Raw genomic sequence first — 22210 nt, 5'->3', positions numbered from 1 at the left:
GTTGCCGGGTGGCACTGCGTTTACCCGGCCTACTTTGTACATGTTGGCTCTTCGTAGGCCCGGTAAGCGTTAGCGCCACCGGGCTTTTTGCCGGGTGACACTGCGTTTACCCGGCTTACGTTGTGCCTACTGCCTGTGCGTATGGAATACCAGGCAGCCAATACAGTGACTTTCTTCTAAGCTTGTAAGCGATATCACATAAAGGAGAAGGACCACCATGAAACAAACCGTGGCTGCATACATAGCGAAAACCCTGGAGCAGGCTGGCGTAAAGCGTATCTGGGGCGTCACCGGCGATTCGCTGAACGGACTCAGCGACAGCCTCAACAAGATGAAGACCATTGAATGGATGCCCACCCGCCATGAAGAGGTCGCCGCCTTTGCCGCGGGTGCCGAAGCGCAGCTCACGGGCGAACTCGCCGTCTGTGCAGGTTCCTGCGGACCGGGAAACCTGCACCTTATCAACGGTCTTTTCGACTGTCACCGCAACCATGTTCCGGTGCTGGCGATTGCCGCACATATTCCGTCATCCGAAATCGGCAGCGGCTATTTTCAGGAGACGCATCCTCAGGAGCTGTTCCGTGAATGCAGCCACTACTGCGAGCTGGTCTCGTCGCCGGAGCAGATCCCACAGGTGCTGGCGATAGCCATGCGTAAGGCGATCCTGAATCGCGGGGTTTCGGTGGTTGTGCTGCCGGGGGACGTGGCGCTGAAGGCTGCACCTGAAACCGCCACCACCCACTGGTACTCTGCGCCACAGCCAACCATTACCCCTGCGGATGAAGAGCTTAAAAAGCTGGCGCAACTGCTGCGATACTCCAGCAATATCGCCCTGATGTGCGGCAGCGGCTGTGCCGGCGCGCATAAAGAGCTGGTGGAATTTGCCGCTAAGCTGAAGGCGCCAGTTGTGCACGCCCTGCGCGGGAAAGAGCACGTTGAATACGATAACCCGTACGATGTGGGCATGACCGGGCTGATCGGTTTTTCCAGCGGCTTCCATACCATGATGAACGCCGATACGCTGATCCTGCTCGGCACCCAGTTCCCGTACCGCGCGTTCTACCCGACGGATGCGAAAATTATCCAGATCGACATTAATCCCGGTAGCATCGGCGCGCACAGCAAGGTGGATATGGCGCTTATCGGCGATATTAAATCCACCCTCGCCGCCCTCCTGCCGCTGCTGGAAGAAAAAACGGACCGCAAATTCCTCGATAAAGCCCTGAGCGACTATCGCGATGCGCGTAAGGGGCTGGACGATCTCGCCAAACCGAGCGAAAAAGCGATCCACCCGCAGTATCTGGCGCAGCAGATCAGCCACTTCGCCGACGACGATGCCATCTTCACCTGCGACGTGGGTACGCCCACCGTCTGGGCCGCGCGCTATCTGAAAATGAACGGCAAACGACGCCTGCTTGGCTCGTTCAACCATGGCTCAATGGCCAACGCCATGCCGCAGGCGCTGGGCGCAAAAGCGACGGCACCGGAACGTCAGGTGGTGGCGATGTGCGGCGACGGCGGGTTCAGTATGCTGATGGGGGATTTCCTGTCGGTGGCGCAGATGAAGCTTCCGCTGAAAATCGTGGTCTTTAACAACAGCGTGCTGGGCTTTGTGGCGATGGAGATGAAGGCCGGAGGCTACCTCACGGACGGCACCGAGCTGCACGACACCAACTTTGCCCGCATCGCCGAAGCCTGCGGTATCACCGGTATTCGGGTGGAGAAAGCCTCAGAGGTGGACGAAGCCCTGCAACGTGCCTTCGCCATCGACGGCCCGGTGCTGGTGGATGTGGTGGTCGCCAAAGAAGAGCTGGCAATCCCGCCTCAAATCAAGCTGGAACAGGCTAAAGGTTTTAGCCTCTACATGCTGCGCGCCATCATCAGCGGGCGCGGTGACGAAGTGATCGAACTGGCAAAAACCAACTGGCTCAGGTAAAACATTTCACAAGACCTCTTAATGAAAGGGATGTGAAATGATTGATTTACGTAGTGATACCGTTACCCGTCCGGGCCGCGCCATGCTCGAAGAGATGATGGCCGCCCCGGTCGGGGACGACGTCTACGGCGATGACCCGACGGTCAACGAACTCCAGCGCTATGCGGCCGAGCTGAGCGGTAAAGAGGCTGCCCTGTTCCTGCCCACCGGCACGCAGGCTAACCTGGTGGCGCTGCTGAGCCACTGCGAGCGCGGCGAAGAGTATATCGTCGGCCAGGGGGCGCATAACTACCTGTACGAAGCCGGCGGCGCGGCGGTGCTTGGCAGCATTCAGCCGCAGCCGATCGATGCCGCGCCGGATGGTACGCTGCCGCTGGACAAAGTCGCGGCAAAAATCAAAGCCGATGATATTCACTTCGCCCGCACTAAACTGCTGAGCCTCGAAAACACCCATAACGGTAAAGTCCTGCCGCGCGAATACCTGAAAGCGGCATGGGATTTTACCCGCGAGCGCAAGCTCGGCCTGCACGTTGACGGCGCACGTATCTTCAACGCCGTGGTGGAGTACGGCTGCGAGCTGAAAGAGATCACCCAATATTGCGACTCGTTCACCATTTGCCTCTCTAAAGGGCTGGGCACGCCGGTAGGTTCCCTGCTGGTTGGCAGCGCGGACTACATCAGACGCGCCAACCGCTGGCGCAAAATGACCGGCGGCGGGATGCGTCAGGCGGGTATTCTGGCGGCTGCCGGACTGTACGCCCTGAAAAATAACGTGTCACGCCTGAAAGACGATCACGACAATGCGGCGTGGATGGCAGCGCAGCTGCGTGAAATCGGCGCTGATGTCATGCGTCATGACACCAACATGCTGTTTGTCCGCGTCGGCAATGAGCATGCTGCCGCGCTGGGCGAATTTATGAAAGCCCGAGGCGTGCTGATCAACGCCTCCCCGGTCGTGCGACTGGTGATGCATCTTGACGTTAACCGCGAGCAGTTGACCGAGGTGGTGAAACACTGGCAGGCGTTTTTACAGCGTTAAGGAGCATACCGTGCCGCAACGTATTCTGGTGCTCGGTGCCAGCGGGTATATCGGTCAGCATCTGACCACTGCGTTAAGCCAGCAGGGGCACCAGGTGCTGGCAGTGGCACGCAACACGGAACGCCTGCAAAAGCTACATTTGCCTGGCGTGACGTGTCACAACGTTGACCTTAACTGGCCGAAAGCGCTTCCTGCGCTGCTGGAAGGGGTCGATACGCTGTACTACCTTGTTCACAGCATGGGCGAAGGCGGCGATTTTATCGCCCACGAGCGTCAGGTGGCGATGAACGTACGTGATACGCTGCTGCAAACGCCGGTAAAGCAGGTGATCTTTCTAAGCTCGCTTCAGGCGCCTGAGAACGAGCAGTCAGACCATCTGCGCGCCCGGCAACTGACGGCAGAGACATTGCGAAGCGCCCGTATCCCCGTCACCGAACTGCGGGCAGGGATCATCGTCGGCGCGGGTTCCGCCGCGTTCGAAGTGATGCGCGATATGGTCTACAACCTGCCTGTGCTGACACCGCCGCGCTGGGTACGCTCGCGCACTACGCCCATTGCGCTGGAGAATTTACTCCACTATCTGGTGGCATTGCTGGATCATCCGGCGGCGGCGCATCGTGTGCTGGAGGCGGCTGGCCCGGAAGTGTTGAGCTATCAGGCGCAGTTCGAACATTTCATGCGGGTGAGTGGCCGCCGCCGCTGGCTGGTGCCCGTCCCCTTCCCGACCCGCTGGATTTCGGTGTGGTTTTTGAATGTGATCACCTCCGTGCCGCCGACGACTGCCAAAGCGCTTATACAGGGACTGAAGCACGATCTGCTGGCGGACGATCGTGAACTGCGTGCATTGATCCCTCAGGAATTGATCCCCTTCGACGATGCCGTACGCAATACGCTGAAAGAAGAAGAGAAGCTGGTGAACTCCAGCGACTGGGGCTACGATGCGCAGGCGTTTGCCCGCTGGCGGCCCGAGTACGGCTATTACCCAAAACAGGCGGGCTGTACGGTAAAAACCACTGCCAGCCTCTCAGCGCTGTGGGACGTTGTGAACCAGATCGGCGGCAAAGAGCGCTATTTCTTCGGCAATATCCTCTGGCAAACGCGCGGCACGCTGGACCTACTGGTGGGTCACCGGCTGGCAAAAGGCCGTCCTGCCGCCCCGTATCTGAACGTGGGCGATACGGTCGACAGCTGGAAGGTGATCATCGTTGAGCCGGAAAAACAGCTGGCGCTGCTGTTTGGCATGAAGGCACCGGGGCTGGGGCGGCTCTGCTTCACCCTTAAAGACAAAGGCGATCACCGCGAGCTGGACGTTCGGGCGTGGTGGCACCCGCACGGAATGCCCGGCCTGTTCTACTGGCTGCTGATGATCCCGGCACACCTGTTTATCTTCCGCGGAATGGCGAAACGGATTGCGCAACTGGCAGAAGAAAAGCGGGAAAGTAATTAAATAAAACCCTTTTTCTTTCACCTTTCCCATTGCAACACATCGTAATTCACGAAAGAATGCGCACGAAATTCTTTTCAACACAGTGGATTGTTATGAAGGTACTGGTTACCGGGGCGACCAGCGGCTTAGGCCGAAATGCGGTCGAATTTCTGCGCAACAAAGGCATCAGCGTGAGGGCCACCGGTCGCAACGAGGCGATGGGCAAGCTCTTGCAAAAAATGGGCGCTGAGTTTGTCCATGCCGACCTGACGGAGCTGGTCTCCTCTCAGGCCAAGGTGATGCTCGCCGGTATCGATACGCTGTGGCACTGCTCCAGTTTTACCTCCCCGTGGGGTACCCAGGAAGCCTTCGATCTCGCCAACGTGCGCGCCACGCGTCGTCTGGGCGAATGGGCCGTCGCCTGGGGCGTGCGTAACTTTATTCATATCTCCTCCCCGTCGCTCTATTTCGACTATCACCACCATCGTGATATTCAGGAAGATTTCCGCCCGGCGCGCTTCGCCTGCGAGTTTGCCCGCAGTAAAGCGGCGGGCGAAGAGGTGATCGACCTGCTGGCCCAGTCAAACCCGCACACCCGCTTTACCGTGCTGCGTCCGCAGAGCCTGTTTGGGCCGCACGACAAAGTCTTTATCCCGCGACTGGCCCAGATGATGCACCACTACGGCAGCGTGCTGTTACCGCGCGGCGGCGATGCGCTGGTGGACATGACCTATTACGAAAATGCCGTTCACGCCATGTGGCTGGCGAGCCAGCCGGAATGCGATAAGCTGGTGTCGGGCCGCGCGTACAACATCACCAACGGCGAACCCTGTACCCTGCGCAGCATTGTGCAAAGGCTGATTGACGAGTTAAAAATCGACTGCCGGATCCGTTCTGTTCCTTACCCGATGCTGGACATGATTGCCCGCAGCATGGAACGCTTTGGCAGTAAATCGGCGAAAGAGCCTGCGCTGACGCATTACGGTGTGTCGAAGCTCAACTTTGATTTTACGCTGGATATTTCGCGGGCGGAGAACGAGATGGGATATAAACCGATTATCTCGCTCGATGAAGGGATAGTGCGTACGGCGGCGTGGTTACGGGATCACGGGAAGTTGCACCGGTAAGCGTTCCAGCCTCATGTAGGCCGGGTAAGCGCAGCGCCACCCGGCAAAAAACAGAGAGTGCGGACTGATGCCCTCACCCCGGCTCTCTCCCTCAGGTAGAGGGTGCAAACATTAAAACGGCAACCCGAGGGTTGCCGTTTGCTTTTACAGAGCCGTCCAGGCTTCAGCCCATGCCAGGCCTGCACCCGGCTCATAGTACGTCGGCGCACTGTTACACCAGCCGCTGTACGGGAACGGTTTGCACTGGAACAATTTACCGTGGTTGTTCACGATATCACCGGCGTTGTACTTGCTGTTCGCGCTCCATGCCGGGTAAGACGTATCTTCTCCGGATGGCGTTGTCGCTTTCGCTTTCACGTTCAGCAGGTAAGACGTGGTGCTGCTCAGCTCGCCATCGCTGACGGTCAGGCTCACTTCATACTGCTGCGCCGTTGCAGACTCAGGCGCCTTAAAGGTCACCACCGCTTTATCTTCGCCGGTCACGGTCTGGCCATCCTGAGAACGCCAGGTGTAGGTCAGCTTGTTGCCGTCTGCGTCGGTAGAGCCTTCCGCGCTCAGAGAAACCTGCGCGCCCGCTTCAACGGCACCGATTGGGCCCGCAATCTGCGCAACCGGCGCGTGGTTCACCGCGACAGGTTCAACCGGAGTTTCATCCGGAACTGGCGCTGGCGTTGGGGCCGGCGTAACATCTTCAGAAGGTGTTGGCGTTGGCGTGACCGGGGTTTCGTCCGGCGTCACCGAGGAACCGTCGTCATTCACGATATTCACGTTATAGAACTTCTGCACGCACTTGCTGTAGTCGCCCTCTTTGAACGCGCTGAACGGTGTCTGATAACCCACCAGCTGGCAAGAGTAAGTCTTGCCGTCCGGAGTATCCGCGCTCCATCCCCAGTCCTGTTCCCAGTAAATCTTCAGGGCGCCTGCGCCACCTTCGTCAAATTGCTTCATGTTGGCGCAACCCAACACTTCGTTCGCCGGAACAGGTACTTTCAGGTAGTTCGCAAATTCTTTGTAATACTTGATACGGTTTTGAGACTGCGCAATTTCAGTCGGGCCGCCGCACTCAACGCCGCCGTTGATGATCTGGGTTGTTACACCGAAGCCCGGGACCAGGCCGTTGGCTTTATCGTGATCGTTCGGCTGCCATGTACCGTCGATCACCTGCAACATGCTTGGTTTTGGCGGCTGTGGATAGGCGAAGAAGAAGATAGCACTGGCCAGGTTCAGCCAGGTGTCCGCCACCAGCTCAGGTTTATCGAGCAGGGTACGCACGTCGCCGTACATCGCTTCAGAGAATGGACCGTAGTTGTAGTTGTAGGACAACTGTTTCGCACCGCGTCCGAAATAGCTCAGGAAATCGCCGTCTTTGTCTTTACCGCAAGGCCAGGTCTGTCCCTGCCAGACGTCCGGATTACATTCGCCGTTATAGCCGCCCTTCTGCCCTTCGCTCCAGCCCATTTCACGCACGTGGACCAGCGCCTGACGCCATTCGGCTTCCGGACGCCAGCTTTCGTGGCCGCCGGTTTCCTGGGCAAAGTGGGCAAACATGGTCGCCAGCTCTTTGCGGCAGATAGCGTCGCTGTCACGACCGTCGTTGTAGGTCTTACACAGCGCCGGGAATTTACCCACGGCTTTCAGGAAGTTGCTGTAGGTATAAGCCTGTGCACGCAGCGGGAAGAGATATTCCCAGTCGCTGGCTTTCACAATCCCTTCAACGCGTTTGACGTTGTCCGGGTTCGCCGCGCGGCCTGGCTCAATCAGTTCGACCTGCGCGTTGTCCAGGGTCTGAATAGTCTCTTTAACGGAGGCCATCAGCGGGAAGTTAGTGAGCTCATGCTCTTTCTTCGCCAGATCGCTGGCTTTCATGGTGTACGGCTCGCCGGTGGTCGCCTGCAAAGAGGCGGCCTGCGCCATAAAAGGTGCAACGCAAGCACCAGCAACAAGTACACTCAGTAACGTCCTTTTGTTCATTTCAGTTTTCCTGTTCGTTTCAAATTAAATGTTAATATCCCGGCTTAGGTATTATTCCGTTAATACATAAACCACATTCAGCTGTTTTCACTTTTCGAAGAACACCTTCAGGAATTCTTCAAAAATAAAAAACGTTAATCACGTGCTGCTAATTTTAATTGCTGATATTTAGCCCAGACCTTATGGGCATATTTCATCCGCTGCGGATAATTCTCTTTCTTCAACCCGGCGTTATAAGCGCCTACCGCTTCCCAGTTATAGCCATATACTCTTATCATTCCGGAGAGAATGGAGGCACCCACCATGATGGAGGTACACGGCTCGGTCATTAAGCGATACTCATCAATGCCTCTGCTTTCCAGCGCGGTAAAATGCGAGCTGTTGATTTGCATCAGCCCGACATCCCGCGTGCCATCGCGGTTTTTCCCAACCGCGTACGGATTCATACCGGATTCCACATTCGCTATCGCGTAGAGTAAATAAGGGTCGACATGATAATAACGCGCCGCTTTATCCCAACAGTTTGCCAGAGCGCCCTGGCTTATTATTAATAACAACAAAATGAGCTTTTTCATTTTTACCTGCTGACTTTATTGGTTATTTCTCCTTAGAAACATCCTGTAAAATGAATTTTTAATTACTCCCCCTCAGAAGGGGGGAGTAATTAATGGGTTAGATTATTTGCAATCTGTTGATGCGCCTTCTTTTACCCATACGTCGCTATTTGCTGGGTTATCACCACGGGTCCACCATTTCGCACGGTAAACGTTACCTTCATAGGTGGTGGTGTCGCCGCTGTTGTAGACCAGGTCAGAACGCCAGTTCATCTTCACGTTGCTTACCAGCTCCCACGCGTCCATACCGAAGCCAGGCTGATTGCCCTGAGTCCAGTATTTCGCTTTCCACACGAGGTGGTCGAAGCTTACGGTATCGCCGTTGTTATAGATTTTGCTCGCGTCCCACGCAGCGTATTTGCTGGCGTTGGCATCGACAGGTGCGTCGCAGCTGCCGGCGGTATCATCAGCTGGCGGGGTTACGTCGTCAGCTGGAGGGGTTACGTCGTCAGCTGGAGGGGTTACGTCGTCAGCCGGTGGTGTGACGTCATCGGCAGGAGGCGTTACCTCGTCAGCTGGCTTAGGCTCCACCGTCACCTGCACGTCAGACTGCACGCTGGTTTTACCGTCCGTCACAATAACGCTCAGGGTGTAGGAAGAGGTATTGTGCACTTCTGGTGCAGTGATGCGAACGTTGGCCGAATCAGTGCCGGTCGCGTTCATATCAGCCGGTACGCTCCAGCTGTAGGTCAGCGCGTCACCATCAGGATCGGATGCCTGTGCGTGCAGAGAAATTGCTTCACCGGACTGAACGGTAACGGCTTCCATAGCATTGATTACCGGCGCCTGGTTGGCTTTAGGCGCTTTATTCACAACCTGGACGTCAACAGCATTGCTCAGCCCTTTAGCGTCGGTTACGGTCAAACGGAAGACCAGGTTCTGGTCGCTTGTCACAGCCGGAACGCTAAAGCTGGCTTTTGCTTTGGTGCTATTGGCGATGGTCACAGAAGGGCCTGAAACCTGCGTCCATTTATAGGTCAGCGCATCGTCGTCCTGGTCGCTGGAAGCAGAGCCATCCAGGGTCACGGTTGCAGGACCGGTGACATTTTGATCGGCAGCTGAAGCCACTGGCGCATGGTTAGTCTCAACAGGCAGATCCGGGATGGAACTTCCGCCCAGCAGGCTTTCGTTCATGGCGTTCAGGATATCGCCGTTATCAGACTCGATAGACCATGCGAACAGTCCGCCCAGGTTTTTGTTCAGTACGTATTTGCCTTTCGCCATAACGGAACGGGCGTTATCGTACGTCACCAGCTCACCGGTGGACTTGTTGAACACGTACGGCGCTTCAGCCGCTTCGTCATATTTGTATTCCCAGCCCGGTTTGCCCAGCATCTGGTTGACGATTTGACGATAGTCAACGATACCGCTTTCCCATGTCCCTTTAATTGGTCCGGTTGCGGTGCCGGTAAATGGATTATCGCCAGTATAACCATGAACGCCGGTCCAGCCGCGGCCATACATACCTGCGCCTACCACGATCTTGCCTGGCTTAACGCCCTGCTCCAGCATCGCTTTTACCGCGTTATCGGTGGTGTAGTTAGTGTCTGGTTTCCAGGAAGCACCGTACAGGGCGGTCTGGTGGCCCAGATCGGTATTGCTCCAGGCACCGTAGAAGTCGTAGCTCATCAGGAAGATATGGTCGAGGTACTGCTGCGTGGTGTTATAGTCCACGTCTTCGATCTTATCTTTACCGGCACCGATTGCAGTAGTCAGCTCGTAGGTACGACCGGTTTCCGCAGACAGTTCATTTAGCATCTGACGCAGGTCGTGCATCAGCGCGGTGTAGGTGGCTTTATCGGTCTGAGGATTGCCGAGTTTGGCGTTTTCACCGCCGCCGCCCGGGAATTCCCAGTCAATATCCACGCCGTCAAACACTTTCCAGGTGGTCAGGAAGTCTTTTACCGACGCCACGAAACGGTCACGCAGTACTTTGTTATCCATCTGATAGAACGGATCGGACAGGGTCCAGCCACCAATGGATGGCAGAATTTTCAGGTCAGGATGGGCTTTTTTCATCGCCATCAGCTGCCCATAGTTACCTTTGTAGGGATCGTCCCAGTTGCTTACGCCTTTCTGCGGTTTCTGCAATGCAGCCCATGGATCGTGAATGGCCACGGTGTAGTCCTGACGGCCAGCACAGGCGCGTTTCAGGGATTCCAGTGCACCTGAAGATTTGGCGCTGTCGTTAATACCGTCGCCGCCGCAAATTGGAATAAAGCCGTACAGCAGGTGGTTAATGTTCGCGACCGGGATCTTATCCGCAGAGAAGTTTCGATCGTAAACGCCCCACTCAGGGAAATAGGCACCGACGACTTTATCGGTATGCTGAGCGAAAGCTTTGTTATTTTCCAGCAGCGGCGTATTCAGCGGCAGCAAATGGCTTCCGTCGGTATCCGCCACGATAATCAGTTTGCTTGCGCTTTTGGTACAACCGCTGTCGTTACACAGTTCGACCTGTTCCTGATAGCGGCCCCCTTTTTTGACTTTGAAGGTCGCAGAACCCGCCGCGCTGCCCGCGCCGGTCCAGACGGTCTTGCCGTCCAGCAGCACTTTTGCAGACGTTGGGGCGTCACCGCTCCAGACGTTCCATTCCACTTTTACATCAACACCCTCTTTATGCACTTTGATGAGGTTGTTGTAATCCTGTGCCGCCTGATCCACTTCTACCAGCGCAAATTTATCATTGCCCGATGTAATAGAAGGCGTACCCGGCGCAGCTGCAAATGCGGAGCTGGTGGCCGCCGCAATAAAGAGCGCCAGATATTTTGGTTTCATAAATTTCATTTTTATTTCCTGATAAATTTATTTATAACGTAATAACCCATGCCTTCCGTGAGATCATGGATGCGTTTCGCGTAATGCGTATTTAACCAACGTGAGTGCCGTGAACAAAAAATTGTTGCTGCGCTGTATTCCTCCATAAAAAGATACAAGCCAAATCCCGTGTAGCTTATATCTCCTACGATACACCGAGTGTAAAAAGTCGTCCTTCTCTCCCAGCATCAAAAAGATTTATAAAAAACCTTGACCAGTATATTTAAAATATGAAAGCAAACTGCTGACTAATAAACACCACGATTCCAGAAAAGGCGAGGTAAGGACCAAAAGAAATAGTGAGGTTATTTTTATTTAAATTATTGACGGCGAAATAACCGACAATACCGCTTAACGCTGCCGCCAGTTCAATGGAGGGTAATGCCTGCCAGCCGCACCAGGCGCCCAGCGCCGCCAGTAGCTTAAAATCCCCGTAACCCAGCCCTTCTCGTCCGGCGATCAGACGAAAAGCCCAGTAGAGCAGCCAGAGCGACAGATAGCCCGCCACCGCGCCAAACAGCGCATCGCGTAGCGGCAATGTGTGGTCAATAGCATGGAGCACTAACCCCGCCCACAGCAGCGGCTGGGTCAGGCAGTCCGGCAACAACTGATGCTGCCAGTCGATCATGGCCAGCGGCAGTAAAAAAGCCGCCAGTAACCACAAAGAGAACAGCGCCTGAACGTCCGGCATGCACCAGGCCGTGATGCCAAAAAACAGCGCGGAGAACAGTTCCACCAAAAAGAGTCGCAGCGGGATCGCGCTGCCGCACTGGTGGCAGCGCCCCCGTAATAACAGCCAACTGAGCAGCGGGATATTTTCCCATGCAGCAAGCGTGTGCTGACACACCGGGCAGTGCGAGGCAGGAAAGAGCAGATTGCCGCTCCCCTCCTCATCCATCACCATTCCCGGTACGCGCTCGGCAACAACGCCAAGAAAACTGCCCATAATCCCGCCCAGGATAGCACTCATCATCGGGAAACCGAGCGGACAGGCCTCCCGCATCAGCGTGAAGGTATTCATGCGCTTTTTGACCAGGTAAGCTGCACCTGTGCTTTCACATCGCTGAGGTGGTCAACCGGCGTGAGGTTTATTTTTTGCAATGTCACGCCGGAGGTCTGATTAATTTCACGCAGCCAGCTTTTTAATTCATATACATTTACCCGATTCACCACGAACGATAAAGTTTGCCCCTCCTGGCGCACATCCGTCAGTGAAAGATTAATTTCATGAGCGCTGTTCTCGACCACCGTACGCGGATTATTCGTTTTAACTAACTGGACCTGAAGATGATTTTTATCAATTTCACTGCGCATCCAGTTAAGCGTCTCTTTTTGTCTTTTAAGCGTCGATTTACTATTTTGAATCATATTATCCAGGGGAATTACTCCTGTGTAATACACCGCAGCCGCCACAATGGCAACGGCACATATTTTTAAAATGATTTTTTCCCGGGCGCTGTAATTCTGATAGCGTGATTTCAGCTGCGCGATTCGCTCTTTCATTTATGTTTCCCTGCGATCATGGCGGTATACGGTTCGGTTGTTGAAACAGGTTGTAAGGTAAAATCAAAATTCTCACTGGTCTGGTTCACAAACGCCTGCAACGCGGGCTGGCTTTGCGCGCTAACGCTCAGCGTCAGGGTGTTTTGCTGCGCATCGTATTCCAGCAGATCGATCTCCATCGCAGGGACTGACTGCCTGGCTTTCTCCAGCTCCTCAAGCTGAAGAAAGAACCCCTTGCTCTGTTTTTTCAGGCTTTGGCCAAAGTGATATTTGATATTGGTCTGCTGGCGCATGCTGGGGAAATGGTGCTGATAAACCTGAACGATCTCCTGCTGAACCCGATTTTCCTGCTGTACCAGCATCCAGGCCATCGCAATGCGCGGCCCCAGCAGCAGACCAACGGACAGCAGGCCCGCCGCTATCATCGCTGCTTTCATGCTTTTTGCGGCCTGGCCATGACCGGCCTTAAGGCTGAATTCACCGTGAAGCAGATTCACACGACAGGTTTTCCACTGCGGCTGGATCAGCACCAGCGGGTGCTGCCAGGCATGCTGTACGTCAACGTGAACGTCCGCAGGCGCGTCGCCGTAGCAACACACTTCCCCGTCTCCGGCTTTCTGCATCAACAGCGGCAGCAGGGTTCCCTCCATTTCACCCGCCACGTGGGGAGATAAACGCAGCCAGTAGCCTTTATCCTGTGCGACCAGCGTGCTGCCCCCTACCGCCACGGGCAGCAGCCAGGCATCAGGCAGGGCCTGAATCACGTTTAATCCGGCCTCGTGACAGCGGGTCAATGCCGCACGCAGGCGGTCGGCGTCAATGGCAACGGCGTCGACGTCAGCGCCTTTTTTGTAGAGCACTGTCCAGTGGAGGTTGTCCACGTCGCCAATCAGCGTCTCTTCCGCCATCCACGAGAAGGCCATCGCCTGAGAAGCCACCTTTTTCGGCAGCGTGAAATGGCGGAAAATCATGTCGCTGGCGGGCAGCAGGAGACAAACGCGTGTAGCCAGCGGGTGTTCGGCCAGCATCTCCAGGCTGTCGAGCACCTCGACGCGCTCGCTGCCGGACTCACAGCACATTATTTTCCCGCCCTCGCGGCTGTCGGGGCGAACAAAAAGTACCTGTTTCATAACGTTCTACTTTTCTTATTCAATCATTCGGTAACGACGCTGCCACGTCACGATCTCACCGGCTTCGTTATTCATCTGAAGCTGGCTGACCACGCGAAGCGTTAATTCATCGGTATTGCCGCTGTAATTCACGCGGAAGTACCGGCTGTTTATAGAAAATTGATCTGCCACCTGCGGGAGATCGTCTTTTAACTGCGGGAAGGTCTGCTCCAGCGCTTTGCTGAACGCGTCCATATTTTCCCAGCCCGATTCCGGACGTTTATCCAGCAGACGAACGGCGTCATCCTGCGTGAATTTTCCCGGAAACATGGCCGCCAGCACCACGGCCTGTTCCGGTTGCAGGGTGTTAACGTCCACCTTGCTGGCGGCGTCCGGCAGCGCGCATAACAGCTTGCTCACCTTCGGATATGCCGTAACCGGGAACGCTGGCAGCAGTTTGATCTCCGCGATGCTGCGCATCATCTGGTTTGCCGGTTTCCGGGCGGGCACGATGCCAGCCCACGCATCGCTTTCGGCACCCTCTTTCGCCGTGGTGCTGTCACCATCGAGATAATCCACCAGCTGGAAATAGACCGCCTCCGCCGTGCCCGGACTGAGCCCGCTTTCCGTCAGGAGTTGTTCAACAATCCGCTCTTTACGCGGTTTTTCCGTCACCGCGGGAGCGCTTTGCCCCTGGGGCGCGACGTCGGCGGTCAACAGGTTATTGACGTTAAAGCAGTCCTGAGCGTCTTCCACCTGGCTCACGACCGTGTAGTCTTCTCCCTGCGTCTCCAGCGGCTGATGCCAGTCGCCGTCCAGCGCCAGCGGCTTGCTCTCGCCGCTGGCATCGGTCTGTAACCTGTCCTTCACCACTTTTTCCTGGGCCTGCATCGCCCAGCGCAGTTGCTGCTGGCTTATCTGATAATGCGTTTTCTGCAAATTACGGCAGAACTGCTGGCTGATTTTGGCGGCCAGCGCCGACATCATCACCAGCAAAATCAGCACCACCAGCAGGGCGACGCCCTTTTGTTGACGGATTCGGTTCATGGTCTGGTCTCCGGCGAAGGCGCAGGGGCTGCGTCCGGAGTCGTCGCAGGCGCGTCGGCGGCTTTCTCTGGGGCAGCGGCAGCGGCCACCTCCGGCATATCCCCCGGCGTGGTGAACACCCAGCGCCAGGTATCCCCGTTTTCCATCGTCAACGTAACCTCCACGCCGTCCGGCAGATGGGCGGCGTCGTGCCAGGCTGTCTGCCAGCCCTGACGATAAAACCGCCACTGCAATGCTTTTACGCCGCTGACAATCGGCACTTCGTCAGGCTTAACGTCCACCGGGCCGTCAATGACCGGCCAGACGTCGCGGTACAAACGCCCCTCTTCCAGCCGCCAGCGCACGCGCTCCAGGTGGACCGTTCCGCTCACGCCATTCAGGGTGGTCAGTTCAAGGGCATCGCCCTCCTGACGGAACCGCTCTGGCTCATTACGCGGCGCTCGCGCCTGTAGCTGGAAAAAGTCGCGCTCCATCAGACTCCAGCCGCGCTGAAGCTGGTTGAGCTTAGCGGCGCTGGCATCGGTGGCCGAGCTGGTACGCATCGCGCCGTCCAGAATTTGCCAGGCCAGGGTGCTGATTACCGCGAAAATAGTCAGCGCAATCATGATCTCCAGCAGGGTAAATCCGCGCTGGCGTCGCGTTTTCTTCACTTGCTCTCTCCCGGCGGAATGATGTGCAGGGAAATAACCGGCTGGCTCTCATCGCCTTCCGCATAGACGCGAATGGAGTTCGCCCAGCCGTTGTCGGCGGTTTTCCCCCGCTGCTTACGCCAGTTCCAGCTGCGCCCGCCCATGATTTCCGTCCCCTGCTGCTCAGCATCCGGGAAGTCGGTTTTGGTGAGTTGCGCTTCCGCCAGCTGATTTTCCGCCACCCAACTGGCCTGCAAGGTATCGGCCAGACCATGGGTAAAACGCACGTTCAGGGAGACCGAGTTCATTAGCGCCAGCGCGGCGGTGGAGAAAATCACCAGCGCGACCATCACCTCCAGCAGCGTCATCCCCTTTTGCTTTGTGTTGTCGTTAGCCATCGTTTTCTACCGATACCGGCGCCGCACCCTGCGACACCACGCGGAAATGGTGCTGTTTGTCGTAACTTTGCAGCGTCAGCGTAAAGCGGCTGATTTCACCGTCCGGTAAAAAGATCACCTGTGGCTCGGACGCCACCGTCGCGGCCAGGCGCTGCGGCGAGAGCGACACGTGCATCTCTTCCGGAAAATCACCTTTGGTGGTAATACGTCCGGCAGATAATGGCACCCAGTGACGCTCGCCATTTTTATCCGCGATCGTCACCAGCTGATATTTATCGGTGGCGATCACCAGCCCGACAATATTTCCGTCCATCACCGCACGGTCTGAACCATAATCAACGAGCGCTTTTAATTGCTGGCCAAATATATCCGCGCCGCTGCGCGAAGGAATGGTGGACACCACCATCATGGCGCAGCTGGCAAATATCACCAGCGCCAGAATAATTTCCAGCAACGTAAAGCCGCGTTGATTTTTCATTACTTCTCGTTCTTATCCAGAGACCAGTTGGTAATGTCATCGGCAGTATTCGCTTCGCCGTCCGGACCCGCAGAGAAAATGTCCACCGCACCGTGTTCACCTGGGCTGACCAGAATATAATCGCTGCCCCATGGATCCTGCGGCAGGCGGCGAATATAGCCATCCGCGCGATAGCCGTTCGGGATTGGTGCGATTTCCGGCTTCGTCACCAGCGCCTGCAAACCCTGCTCTGTGGTCGGGTAGCGGTGGTTGTCCAGCTTATACATATCCAGCGAGCCTTCGAGCGCGACAATATCGCTGGTCGCCTTTTGCGTATCCGCTTTTTCTTTATTACCCATTAAGTTTGGCACTACCATACTCGCCAGAACGCCAAGAATAACAATCACCACCATTAATTCGAGCAATGTGAAGCCCGCCTGGCGAGCCAGGTTTTTACGTTTTAGAGCCATGATTTAACCTACCATATTATTAAGTTGCAGAAGCGGTTGTAATATTGAAAGAACGATGAATAAAACAATCGTCGCCATGGATACCACCAGCGCCGGTTCAAATACCGACAGCGTTAATGTAATTCGATGCTGTAATGCCGATTCCTGATTTTCCGCCGCGCGATCCATTAAATTACCTAATTCCCCGCTCTCTTCACCGGAGGCAATCATATACAGCATGGTTGGCGGGAATAATTTCGCCTGTTCCAGCGCCCCATACAGCGACGCCCCCTGACGTACGGTATCGGCGGCCTGCTCCAGCACCTGACGGGCATAGAGATTTTCAATACCGTCCATCGCGATATACATCCCCTCCAGCAGCGGCACGCTGCTGGCCTGCAAAATGCTCAGGGTACGGATATAGCGGGCGCTGTTGATGGCGCACACCAGCTTTTTAATCGGCGAGCCGTTCACCAGCCAGCTGTGCCAGCGAAAACGGTTTTTCACGTTTCGCACCCAGGTTTTGAAGCCGACGAACGCCCCCGCCAGGCTGCCGACAATATAGATACCCCAGGCTTGCAGGAAATCACTTACCGCAATCAGCGTCCGGGTGGTGATCGGCAGTTGCTGTTTCATGTGGGTAAACTGCTCAATCACCTGCGGCACCACCGCCACCAGCAGAATGCCGATCACCGCGATAGCGACCACGGTGAGGGTAATCGGGTAGACCATCGCCTGCGTCAGCTTGCTTTTCATCTTCTGGCGCTGTTCGTTGTACTCCGCCAGCTTCTCCAGCACGTCGCCCAGATGGCCGGTCTTTTCACCGGCCATCACCAGCGTGCAGTAAAGTTTGTCGAAGGTGCGTGGAAACTGGCTAAAGGCGTCGAACAGCGTATGCCCCTCGACCACCTTCTCGCGGATCTCCATCACCATCGCCGCCAGCTTTTTATCTTCCGTCTGCTTAGAGATCGCCTTCAGCGCACTTTCCAGCGGCAGCGCGGCGTTCACCAGCGTCGAAAGCTGACGGGTAAACATCGACAGCACCGGGGTAGAGAGCTTCCCCCCGGTTTTCGCTTTCCCGCCTGTCGCCGTTTCGCGGGTTTCGGTGATACTCACGGGCATCAGCTTTTGCTCGCGAAGCCACTGGCGAACCTGCTTCTGTCCCTCGGCCTGTAACGTCCCGCGCTGGGTTTTTCCCGCGGCACTCGTCGCCGTCCAGGCGTAGAAAGCCATTACGCATCCCCCCCACGCTCGGCGGTGACGCGCATGACTTCTTCCAGAGACGTCACGCCGCCGATCACCTTCAGCAGCCCGTTTTCACGCAGGCTGTAGGCCTGCTTAAAGAGCTGCGTTTCTATGGACATTTCGTCCTTATCTTCATGGATGGCGCGGCGCATGGTACTGTCCACCACCAGAAACTCATGAATACCGGCGCGGCCCTGATAGCCGCTCTGACGGCAGTGTTCACACCCCACCGCGCGATAAATCGCTTTTGGCGGCGCGTCCATAAAGCTGAACAACGCTTTTTCATTGGCATCCAGCGGACTGGTGGTCCGGCAGTGCGTACACAGCCGACGCACCAGACGCTGGGCAATGACACCGAGCAGCGATGAACCGATTAAAAACGACTCCAGCCCCATATCCCGCAGACGGGTTATCGCCCCTGCGGCACTGTTGGTGTGCAGCGTCGACATCACCAGGTGACCGGTCAGCGACGCCTGCACCGCGATCTGGGCGGTCTCACCGTCGCGAATTTCCCCGATCATCACCACGTCCGGGTCCTGACGCAGAATCGCGCGCAGCCCGCGGGCAAAGGTCATGTCCACGCGCGGGTTAACCTGCGTCTGCCCCACGCCTTCCAGCTCGTATTCGATCGGGTCTTCCACGGTCAGAATGTTGCGCTCGTGACCGTTCAGCGCCGAAAGAATGGCGTACAGCGTGGTACTTTTACCGGAACCCGTCGGGCCGGTAACGAGGATGATCCCGTGCGGGCGGTCAATCAGCCCTTTCAGCTTCTCCAGCTCTTCATCAATCAGCCCAAGCTTGTTGATGTCGGGCTTGAGATTGCTTTTATCGAGCAGGCGCATGACCACGCGCTCGCCGTACTGGGACGGAATGGTCGACACACGCACGTCGATGGCCTTACGGCCAATGCGCAGGGAGATACGTCCATCCTGGGGGAGACGTTTCTCGGCGATGTCGAGTTTCGACATCACCTTAATACGCGACACCAGCAGCGGCGCGAGCTTACGCGCCGGTTGCAACACCGGGCGCAGCACGCCGTCAACGCGGAAGCGGATGCTCAGCGTGCGCTCGAAGGTTTCGATATGAATATCCGACGCGCCGTCCTTCACCGCCTCGCCGAGAATGGCGTTGATCAGGCGGATCACCGGTGAGTTTTCGTCGTTATCGAGCAGATCTTCGTTATCCGGGATCTCCTCGGTTAAGGCCATCAGATCGATATCCGCGTCCATGTCGTCCACCAGTTGCTGCGACACGCCGCTGCTCTGCTGCCAGATTTTGGCCAGCATCTCGTCAAACGCTTCCGGCGTCACAGTGACGGGGATGAAAGCACTGCCCAGCACACGGCGCACCTCCAGCAGAGCATGCGCAGGTGTGTCGTCCCGGATATAGACATCATTGTTGTAAAACAGAACGCCGTTATCTTTTGCGTAGTTGCTGCTACACAGTGTTTTACTCAGTTCGTCCACGTTACCCCTCCGCGCTATTCTTTAAACGGATTGCGCGTGGCGCTGGTTTTCACCGGTGCGGCGCCAGTGCTTGCAGAGGGAAACGCGGGCAGGACGGCGTTGTCAGTCGGCTCAACAATACCGAGCTTTTTCTCCTCCACTCGCTGCATCTGGCGCACCCGGATCTGGTCATATTTCTCTTTCGAGGCCGCGCTGTAGTTGTCGTCGTCACGCAGGACGGTGGTATGAATAAACACCATCAGGTTGCGTTTGGAAGTATCCAGCGAGGTGTAGCGGAACAGCTGACCGACCAGCGGGATATCGCCGAGCAGGGGCACTTTGGACACGGACTGTTTGGTCACATTTTCCATCAGACCGCCAAGCACCACCGTCTGGCCACTGTGGACCATCACTTCGTTATTAATCGTGCGCGTGTTGAAGGTTGGGCCGAGGCTGGAGTCTTCCGTCGCGCTGTTGTCGACACTCGACACTTCCTGCTCAATCTTCAGATGGATCATGTCGCCATCGTTAATCTGCGGCACAATCTTCAGCTTGGTCCCTACGGTTTTACGCTCAACCGAGTTAAAGACGTTGTCGCCGCTGGTGGTTTGCGAACCGGAAAGCACCGGCACATCCTGACCGACGTTGAACGACGCTTCTTTGTTATCCAGCGTGACCACGCTTGGCGTGGAGAGGATGTCATTTTTGCCGTCAGTGGAAAGCGCGGTCACCAGCGCACCGAAGTCACCGTTAAAGAAGCCGGTCGCAAGGCCAGTGAAACTTGCCCCTTTCATGGTGCCATTTTTAATCTGGCTGATTGGCAGGCCGGTGGAGCCAAACTGCACCCCGCCGTGCTTGCTGGTCCACTGCACGCCAAGATCCAGGCCGTTACCGTCCTGCACTTCGGCAATGATCGCTTCCACCAGCACCTGCGGACGGCGAATATCCAGCTTGTCGATCACTTTCTCGAGGGAGTTCATCACGTTAGGCTGTGCGGTGATCACCAGGGAGTTGGTTGACTCGTCGGCGGTAATATTCAGATCGGTTGAGGCGCTCGCGGATTTCGCTTTGGCCGCACCCGGCTTGTCTTTCAGCTGCTCACCAATCCCGGTGAGAACCGGCACCACTTTGGTGGCGCTGGCATACTTGAGGTAGAAGACGCGGGTATTGCCCTCGTTATTCTGCTCACGATCCAGCTGATGAATAAGGGAACGGGTGCGCGCCCGCGCATCTTCCGCGCCGCTGATCACCAGGCTGTTGGTTTCGTCATCCGCGACGACTTTAGTCGCCAGCTGCGGCGCGTTCTGCCCTTTCTGTTCTTCATTGTTGAGGTTATTCAACATCTCCGAGAGTTCTTTGGCGGACGCAAAGCGCAGCGGGATGATTTCGCGACGCTGGATGCCGTCTTTATCGACGCGCTGCACCAGATCCACCAGCCGGTTCACCACCGAGGCTTTACCGGTTAACAGCAGGACGTTGGACGGCTCAAAGTGGACCACATTCCCGATACCGGTGGCATCGTTGAGCTGACGCAGCAGCGGGGCCAGCTCACGAACAGGCACGTTTTCCATGCGCACCACGCGGGTGATGATCTCGTCACCTTTGCCCGGATTTTTGCTGTCTGCCAGCGGCGCACCGGCGGTACGCGCCACGCTTGAGCGCACCACTTTGACCATGCCGTTGTCCATCGGGATCACCGACAGGCCGTAGAGATCCAGCACGCTCAGAAAGAATTGATAGTACTCATCTTCCGTCAGCACGTTGTAGGTTCGGACCGAGACGGTTCCCTGGACGGACGGATCGACCAGAATGGTTTTATTGAGATTACGGCCTACCGTATCGATAAACTCGCGAATATCAGTATTTTTAAAACTCGCGCTAAAGTTAGCTGCAAGCAGCGAACTGGAATATAACGACAATGCGGTCAGCGCCACGCACGCCCAGGGAATTTTTTTCATGTCTGCACACTTTTTAATTGTTTAGAACATTAATCCGAATATTTTCAAGGTGAGCGTGACGTCGTACGATGACCTCCGCTTCTTTCATTTTTGACCAGTTGGCAATAATGCTTTTCGCTTTTGCTTCATCGGTCATATCGACAGAGTTAACCTGAACCGCCACATCGCCTTTTACCAGACCTGACTGGCTGTAAAAGGCGGAGGCATTCCTTGGGTTTATCCTGTAGCCTTCCAGTCGGCCCTTTTCAATTATGGGTTTTAACACCAGATAATCATCAAGATGCACACTCTCTGCGCCAACATCTTTTGTCGATTTCGTTATCGGGCCGCTATCCACGCCACCCTTAAAATAGTCCGGTTTATTTAATGCCAGAACCTGCGTAGTACCTTCATAATTAACCACCACATTATCTTTGTTTATTTCCTGAATAAATGCGTCGTTAAATCCAGAGAGAGGTTCACCCTCACGGTAGCTTCTCTGACCGCCTGGCGTTTTGATGACAGCAAAGGAGAGCCAGGCGTCATCGCTGTTCACAATACCTTCGATTTCAGCTGCCAGCGGGGCTTTCACCGCACCCGGTAAGATTTCCTGACGCACGGCTGCCGTAAAAAGCGAAAAGGATTTCTCTTCGCGCGTTTTTTTCAGCGGCTGTTGATCGGCATTAGCCAACTTATTCATAACTTTTTTATAATCTTTAAAGGTGAGATACCCTTGCTGGCCGCAAAAGATCAGCAGCACAAACATAATACAAGGCGTTATCCACCGTGAAAGAAATGAGAACCTCATTTTTTATCCGGCCTATAGCAAAGCAAAAATAAGCAGCGTCATACTGCGCCAATATGGATGAAAATAGTAATAAGCTGGTGCAAATGCGACCACTGACTTCGCCGCTAACTTTCATAAAGAAAAATATTGACCGTATAAAATCCAAATGTTAGACGCTGCCAGCAGGATATTTTTACCCTGTTTGCAAATTGACCGTTCAGGGGCGTTACCTTACTTTCTGATGCTGTTGCTATTCCTAATCAGAGACGGTAAG

Annotated in this window: 19 protein-coding genes; 4 read left to right on the top strand and 15 right to left on the bottom strand. The window is 55.7% G+C overall.

The annotated features are described in order from the left end of the window. Window positions 1–217 precede the first annotated feature (217 nt). The 4 genes from poxB to ACOT1A_RS11205 all read left to right on the top strand — a co-directional run bounded on the left by poxB (window position 218) and on the right by ACOT1A_RS11205 (window position 5528). Window positions 218–1936 carry a ubiquinone-dependent pyruvate dehydrogenase gene (gene poxB, locus ACOT1A_RS11220; RefSeq protein WP_023305792.1) on the top strand — a complete coding sequence of 573 codons (1719 nt, stop codon included), beginning with the start codon at window positions 218–220 and terminating at the stop codon, window positions 1934–1936. Between the two features lie 37 nt (window positions 1937–1973). Further along, window positions 1974–2975 carry a low-specificity L-threonine aldolase gene (ltaE, locus tag ACOT1A_RS11215; protein WP_032624552.1) on the top strand — a complete coding sequence of 334 codons (1002 nt, stop codon included), beginning with the start codon at window positions 1974–1976 and terminating at the stop codon, window positions 2973–2975. A 10-nt stretch (window positions 2976–2985) separates the two neighbouring features. After that, the gene (locus ACOT1A_RS11210) at window positions 2986–4422 is read left to right on the top strand and encodes an SDR family oxidoreductase (RefSeq protein WP_063148386.1); all 1437 of its coding nucleotides are present in this window, start codon (window positions 2986–2988) and stop codon (window positions 4420–4422) included. Window positions 4423–4514: 92 nt separating this feature from the next. After that, the gene (locus ACOT1A_RS11205; protein WP_105323042.1) at window positions 4515–5528 is read left to right on the top strand and encodes an NAD-dependent epimerase/dehydratase family protein; all 1014 of its coding nucleotides are present in this window, start codon (window positions 4515–4517) and stop codon (window positions 5526–5528) included. Between the two features lie 144 nt (window positions 5529–5672). On the opposite strand, the gene ACOT1A_RS11200 is transcribed toward ACOT1A_RS11205, so the two are convergent. The 15 genes from ACOT1A_RS11200 to gspC form a co-directional block, all read right to left on the bottom strand. Further along, window positions 5673–7499 (bottom strand): chitinase, encoded by a 1827-nt coding sequence (locus tag ACOT1A_RS11200; RefSeq protein WP_063146163.1) that lies wholly within the window; start codon window positions 7497–7499, stop codon window positions 5673–5675. A 134-nt stretch (window positions 7500–7633) separates the two neighbouring features. After that, on the bottom strand, window positions 7634–8074 hold the full coding sequence (gene iagB, locus ACOT1A_RS11195) for a type III secretion system invasion protein IagB (RefSeq protein ID WP_023299704.1): 441 nt from the start codon (window positions 8072–8074) through the stop codon (window positions 7634–7636). Window positions 8075–8176: 102 nt separating this feature from the next. Continuing rightward, window positions 8177–10900 (bottom strand): glycosyl hydrolase family 18 protein, encoded by a 2724-nt coding sequence (locus ACOT1A_RS11190; RefSeq protein ID WP_276170246.1) that lies wholly within the window; start codon window positions 10898–10900, stop codon window positions 8177–8179. Between the two features lie 253 nt (window positions 10901–11153). Continuing rightward, window positions 11154–11951 carry a prepilin peptidase gene (locus ACOT1A_RS11185; protein ID WP_276170247.1) on the bottom strand — a complete coding sequence of 266 codons (798 nt, stop codon included), beginning with the start codon at window positions 11949–11951 and terminating at the stop codon, window positions 11154–11156. Then, window positions 11948–12433 (bottom strand): type II secretion system protein GspM, encoded by a 486-nt coding sequence (gene gspM, locus ACOT1A_RS11180; RefSeq protein WP_063150535.1) that lies wholly within the window; start codon window positions 12431–12433, stop codon window positions 11948–11950. The genes ACOT1A_RS11185 and gspM overlap by 4 nt, the downstream gene beginning before the upstream one ends. Then, window positions 12430–13563, bottom strand: coding sequence for a type II secretion system protein GspL (gene gspL, locus ACOT1A_RS11175; protein WP_105322596.1), 1134 nt, complete (start codon window positions 13561–13563; stop codon window positions 12430–12432). The genes gspM and gspL overlap by 4 nt, the downstream gene beginning before the upstream one ends. Window positions 13564–13578: 15 nt before the next feature. Beyond that, complete coding sequence (gene gspK / locus ACOT1A_RS11170) at window positions 13579–14589, bottom strand: type II secretion system minor pseudopilin GspK (RefSeq protein ID WP_023299700.1); 1011 nt, start codon at window positions 14587–14589, stop codon at window positions 13579–13581. Then, on the bottom strand, window positions 14586–15239 hold the full coding sequence (gene gspJ / locus ACOT1A_RS11165) for a type II secretion system minor pseudopilin GspJ (RefSeq protein ID WP_023299699.1): 654 nt from the start codon (window positions 15237–15239) through the stop codon (window positions 14586–14588). The genes gspK and gspJ overlap by 4 nt, the downstream gene beginning before the upstream one ends. After that, entirely contained in the window at window positions 15236–15616 is a 381-nt protein-coding gene (gene gspI, locus ACOT1A_RS11160; RefSeq protein ID WP_105322595.1) for a type II secretion system minor pseudopilin GspI, read from the bottom strand. The genes gspJ and gspI overlap by 4 nt, the downstream gene beginning before the upstream one ends. Beyond that, window positions 15609–16094: a type II secretion system minor pseudopilin GspH gene (gene gspH / locus ACOT1A_RS11155; protein ID WP_023299697.1), complete on the bottom strand. Its 486-nt coding sequence runs from the start codon at window positions 16092–16094 to the stop codon at window positions 15609–15611. Before gspH ends, gspI begins: the two co-directional genes overlap by 8 nt. Beyond that, window positions 16094–16543: a type II secretion system major pseudopilin GspG gene (gene gspG / locus ACOT1A_RS11150; protein ID WP_023299696.1), complete on the bottom strand. Its 450-nt coding sequence runs from the start codon at window positions 16541–16543 to the stop codon at window positions 16094–16096. The genes gspH and gspG overlap by 1 nt, the downstream gene beginning before the upstream one ends. A gap of 3 nt (window positions 16544–16546) precedes the next feature. After that, window positions 16547–17755: a type II secretion system inner membrane protein GspF gene (gene gspF / locus ACOT1A_RS11145; protein ID WP_023299695.1), complete on the bottom strand. Its 1209-nt coding sequence runs from the start codon at window positions 17753–17755 to the stop codon at window positions 16547–16549. Continuing rightward, on the bottom strand, window positions 17755–19233 hold the full coding sequence (gene gspE, locus ACOT1A_RS11140; RefSeq protein WP_105322594.1) for a type II secretion system ATPase GspE: 1479 nt from the start codon (window positions 19231–19233) through the stop codon (window positions 17755–17757). Before gspE ends, gspF begins: the two co-directional genes overlap by 1 nt. Before the next feature lie 14 nt (window positions 19234–19247). Continuing rightward, window positions 19248–21170 (bottom strand): type II secretion system secretin GspD, encoded by a 1923-nt coding sequence (gspD, locus tag ACOT1A_RS11135; protein WP_105322593.1) that lies wholly within the window; start codon window positions 21168–21170, stop codon window positions 19248–19250. Between the two features lie 13 nt (window positions 21171–21183). After that, entirely contained in the window at window positions 21184–21915 is a 732-nt protein-coding gene (gene gspC, locus ACOT1A_RS11130) for a type II secretion system protein GspC (protein WP_058646191.1), read from the bottom strand. Between the last annotated feature and the right edge of the window lie 295 nt (window positions 21916–22210).

The sequence above is a fragment of the Enterobacter cloacae complex sp. SYL003 genome (assembly GCF_049236925.1).
Lineage (GTDB): Bacteria > Pseudomonadota > Gammaproteobacteria > Enterobacterales > Enterobacteriaceae > Enterobacter > Enterobacter intestinihominis.
Note: the sequence above shows the minus strand (reverse complement) of the source record. Positions and strands in the feature narration are given on the sequence as shown.

Coding starts and splice junctions, on each gene's coding strand:
- poxB (WP_023305792.1), top strand. CDS start 218: ATGAAACAAACCGTGGCTGCATACATAGCGAAAACCCTGGAGCAGGCT.
- ltaE (WP_032624552.1), top strand. CDS start 1,974: ATGATTGATTTACGTAGTGATACCGTTACCCGTCCGGGCCGCGCCATG.
- ACOT1A_RS11205 (WP_105323042.1), top strand. CDS start 4,515: ATGAAGGTACTGGTTACCGGGGCGACCAGCGGCTTAGGCCGAAATGCG.
- ACOT1A_RS11200 (WP_063146163.1), bottom strand. CDS start 7,499: ATGAACAAAAGGACGTTACTGAGTGTACTTGTTGCTGGTGCTTGCGTT.
- iagB (WP_023299704.1), bottom strand. CDS start 8,074: ATGAAAAAGCTCATTTTGTTGTTATTAATAATAAGCCAGGGCGCTCTG.
- ACOT1A_RS11190 (WP_276170246.1), bottom strand. CDS start 10,900: ATGAAATTTATGAAACCAAAATATCTGGCGCTCTTTATTGCGGCGGCC.
- ACOT1A_RS11185 (WP_276170247.1), bottom strand. CDS start 11,951: ATGAATACCTTCACGCTGATGCGGGAGGCCTGTCCGCTCGGTTTCCCG.
- gspM (WP_063150535.1), bottom strand. CDS start 12,433: ATGAAAGAGCGAATCGCGCAGCTGAAATCACGCTATCAGAATTACAGC.
- gspL (WP_105322596.1), bottom strand. CDS start 13,563: ATGAAACAGGTACTTTTTGTTCGCCCCGACAGCCGCGAGGGCGGGAAA.
- gspK (WP_023299700.1), bottom strand. CDS start 14,589: ATGAACCGAATCCGTCAACAAAAGGGCGTCGCCCTGCTGGTGGTGCTG.
- gspI (WP_105322595.1), bottom strand. CDS start 15,616: ATGGCTAACGACAACACAAAGCAAAAGGGGATGACGCTGCTGGAGGTG.
- gspH (WP_023299697.1), bottom strand. CDS start 16,094: ATGAAAAATCAACGCGGCTTTACGTTGCTGGAAATTATTCTGGCGCTG.
- gspG (WP_023299696.1), bottom strand. CDS start 16,543: ATGGCTCTAAAACGTAAAAACCTGGCTCGCCAGGCGGGCTTCACATTG.
- gspF (WP_023299695.1), bottom strand. CDS start 17,755: ATGGCTTTCTACGCCTGGACGGCGACGAGTGCCGCGGGAAAAACCCAG.
- gspD (WP_105322593.1), bottom strand. CDS start 21,170: ATGAAAAAAATTCCCTGGGCGTGCGTGGCGCTGACCGCATTGTCGTTA.
- gspC (WP_058646191.1), bottom strand. CDS start 21,915: ATGTTTGTGCTGCTGATCTTTTGCGGCCAGCAAGGGTATCTCACCTTT.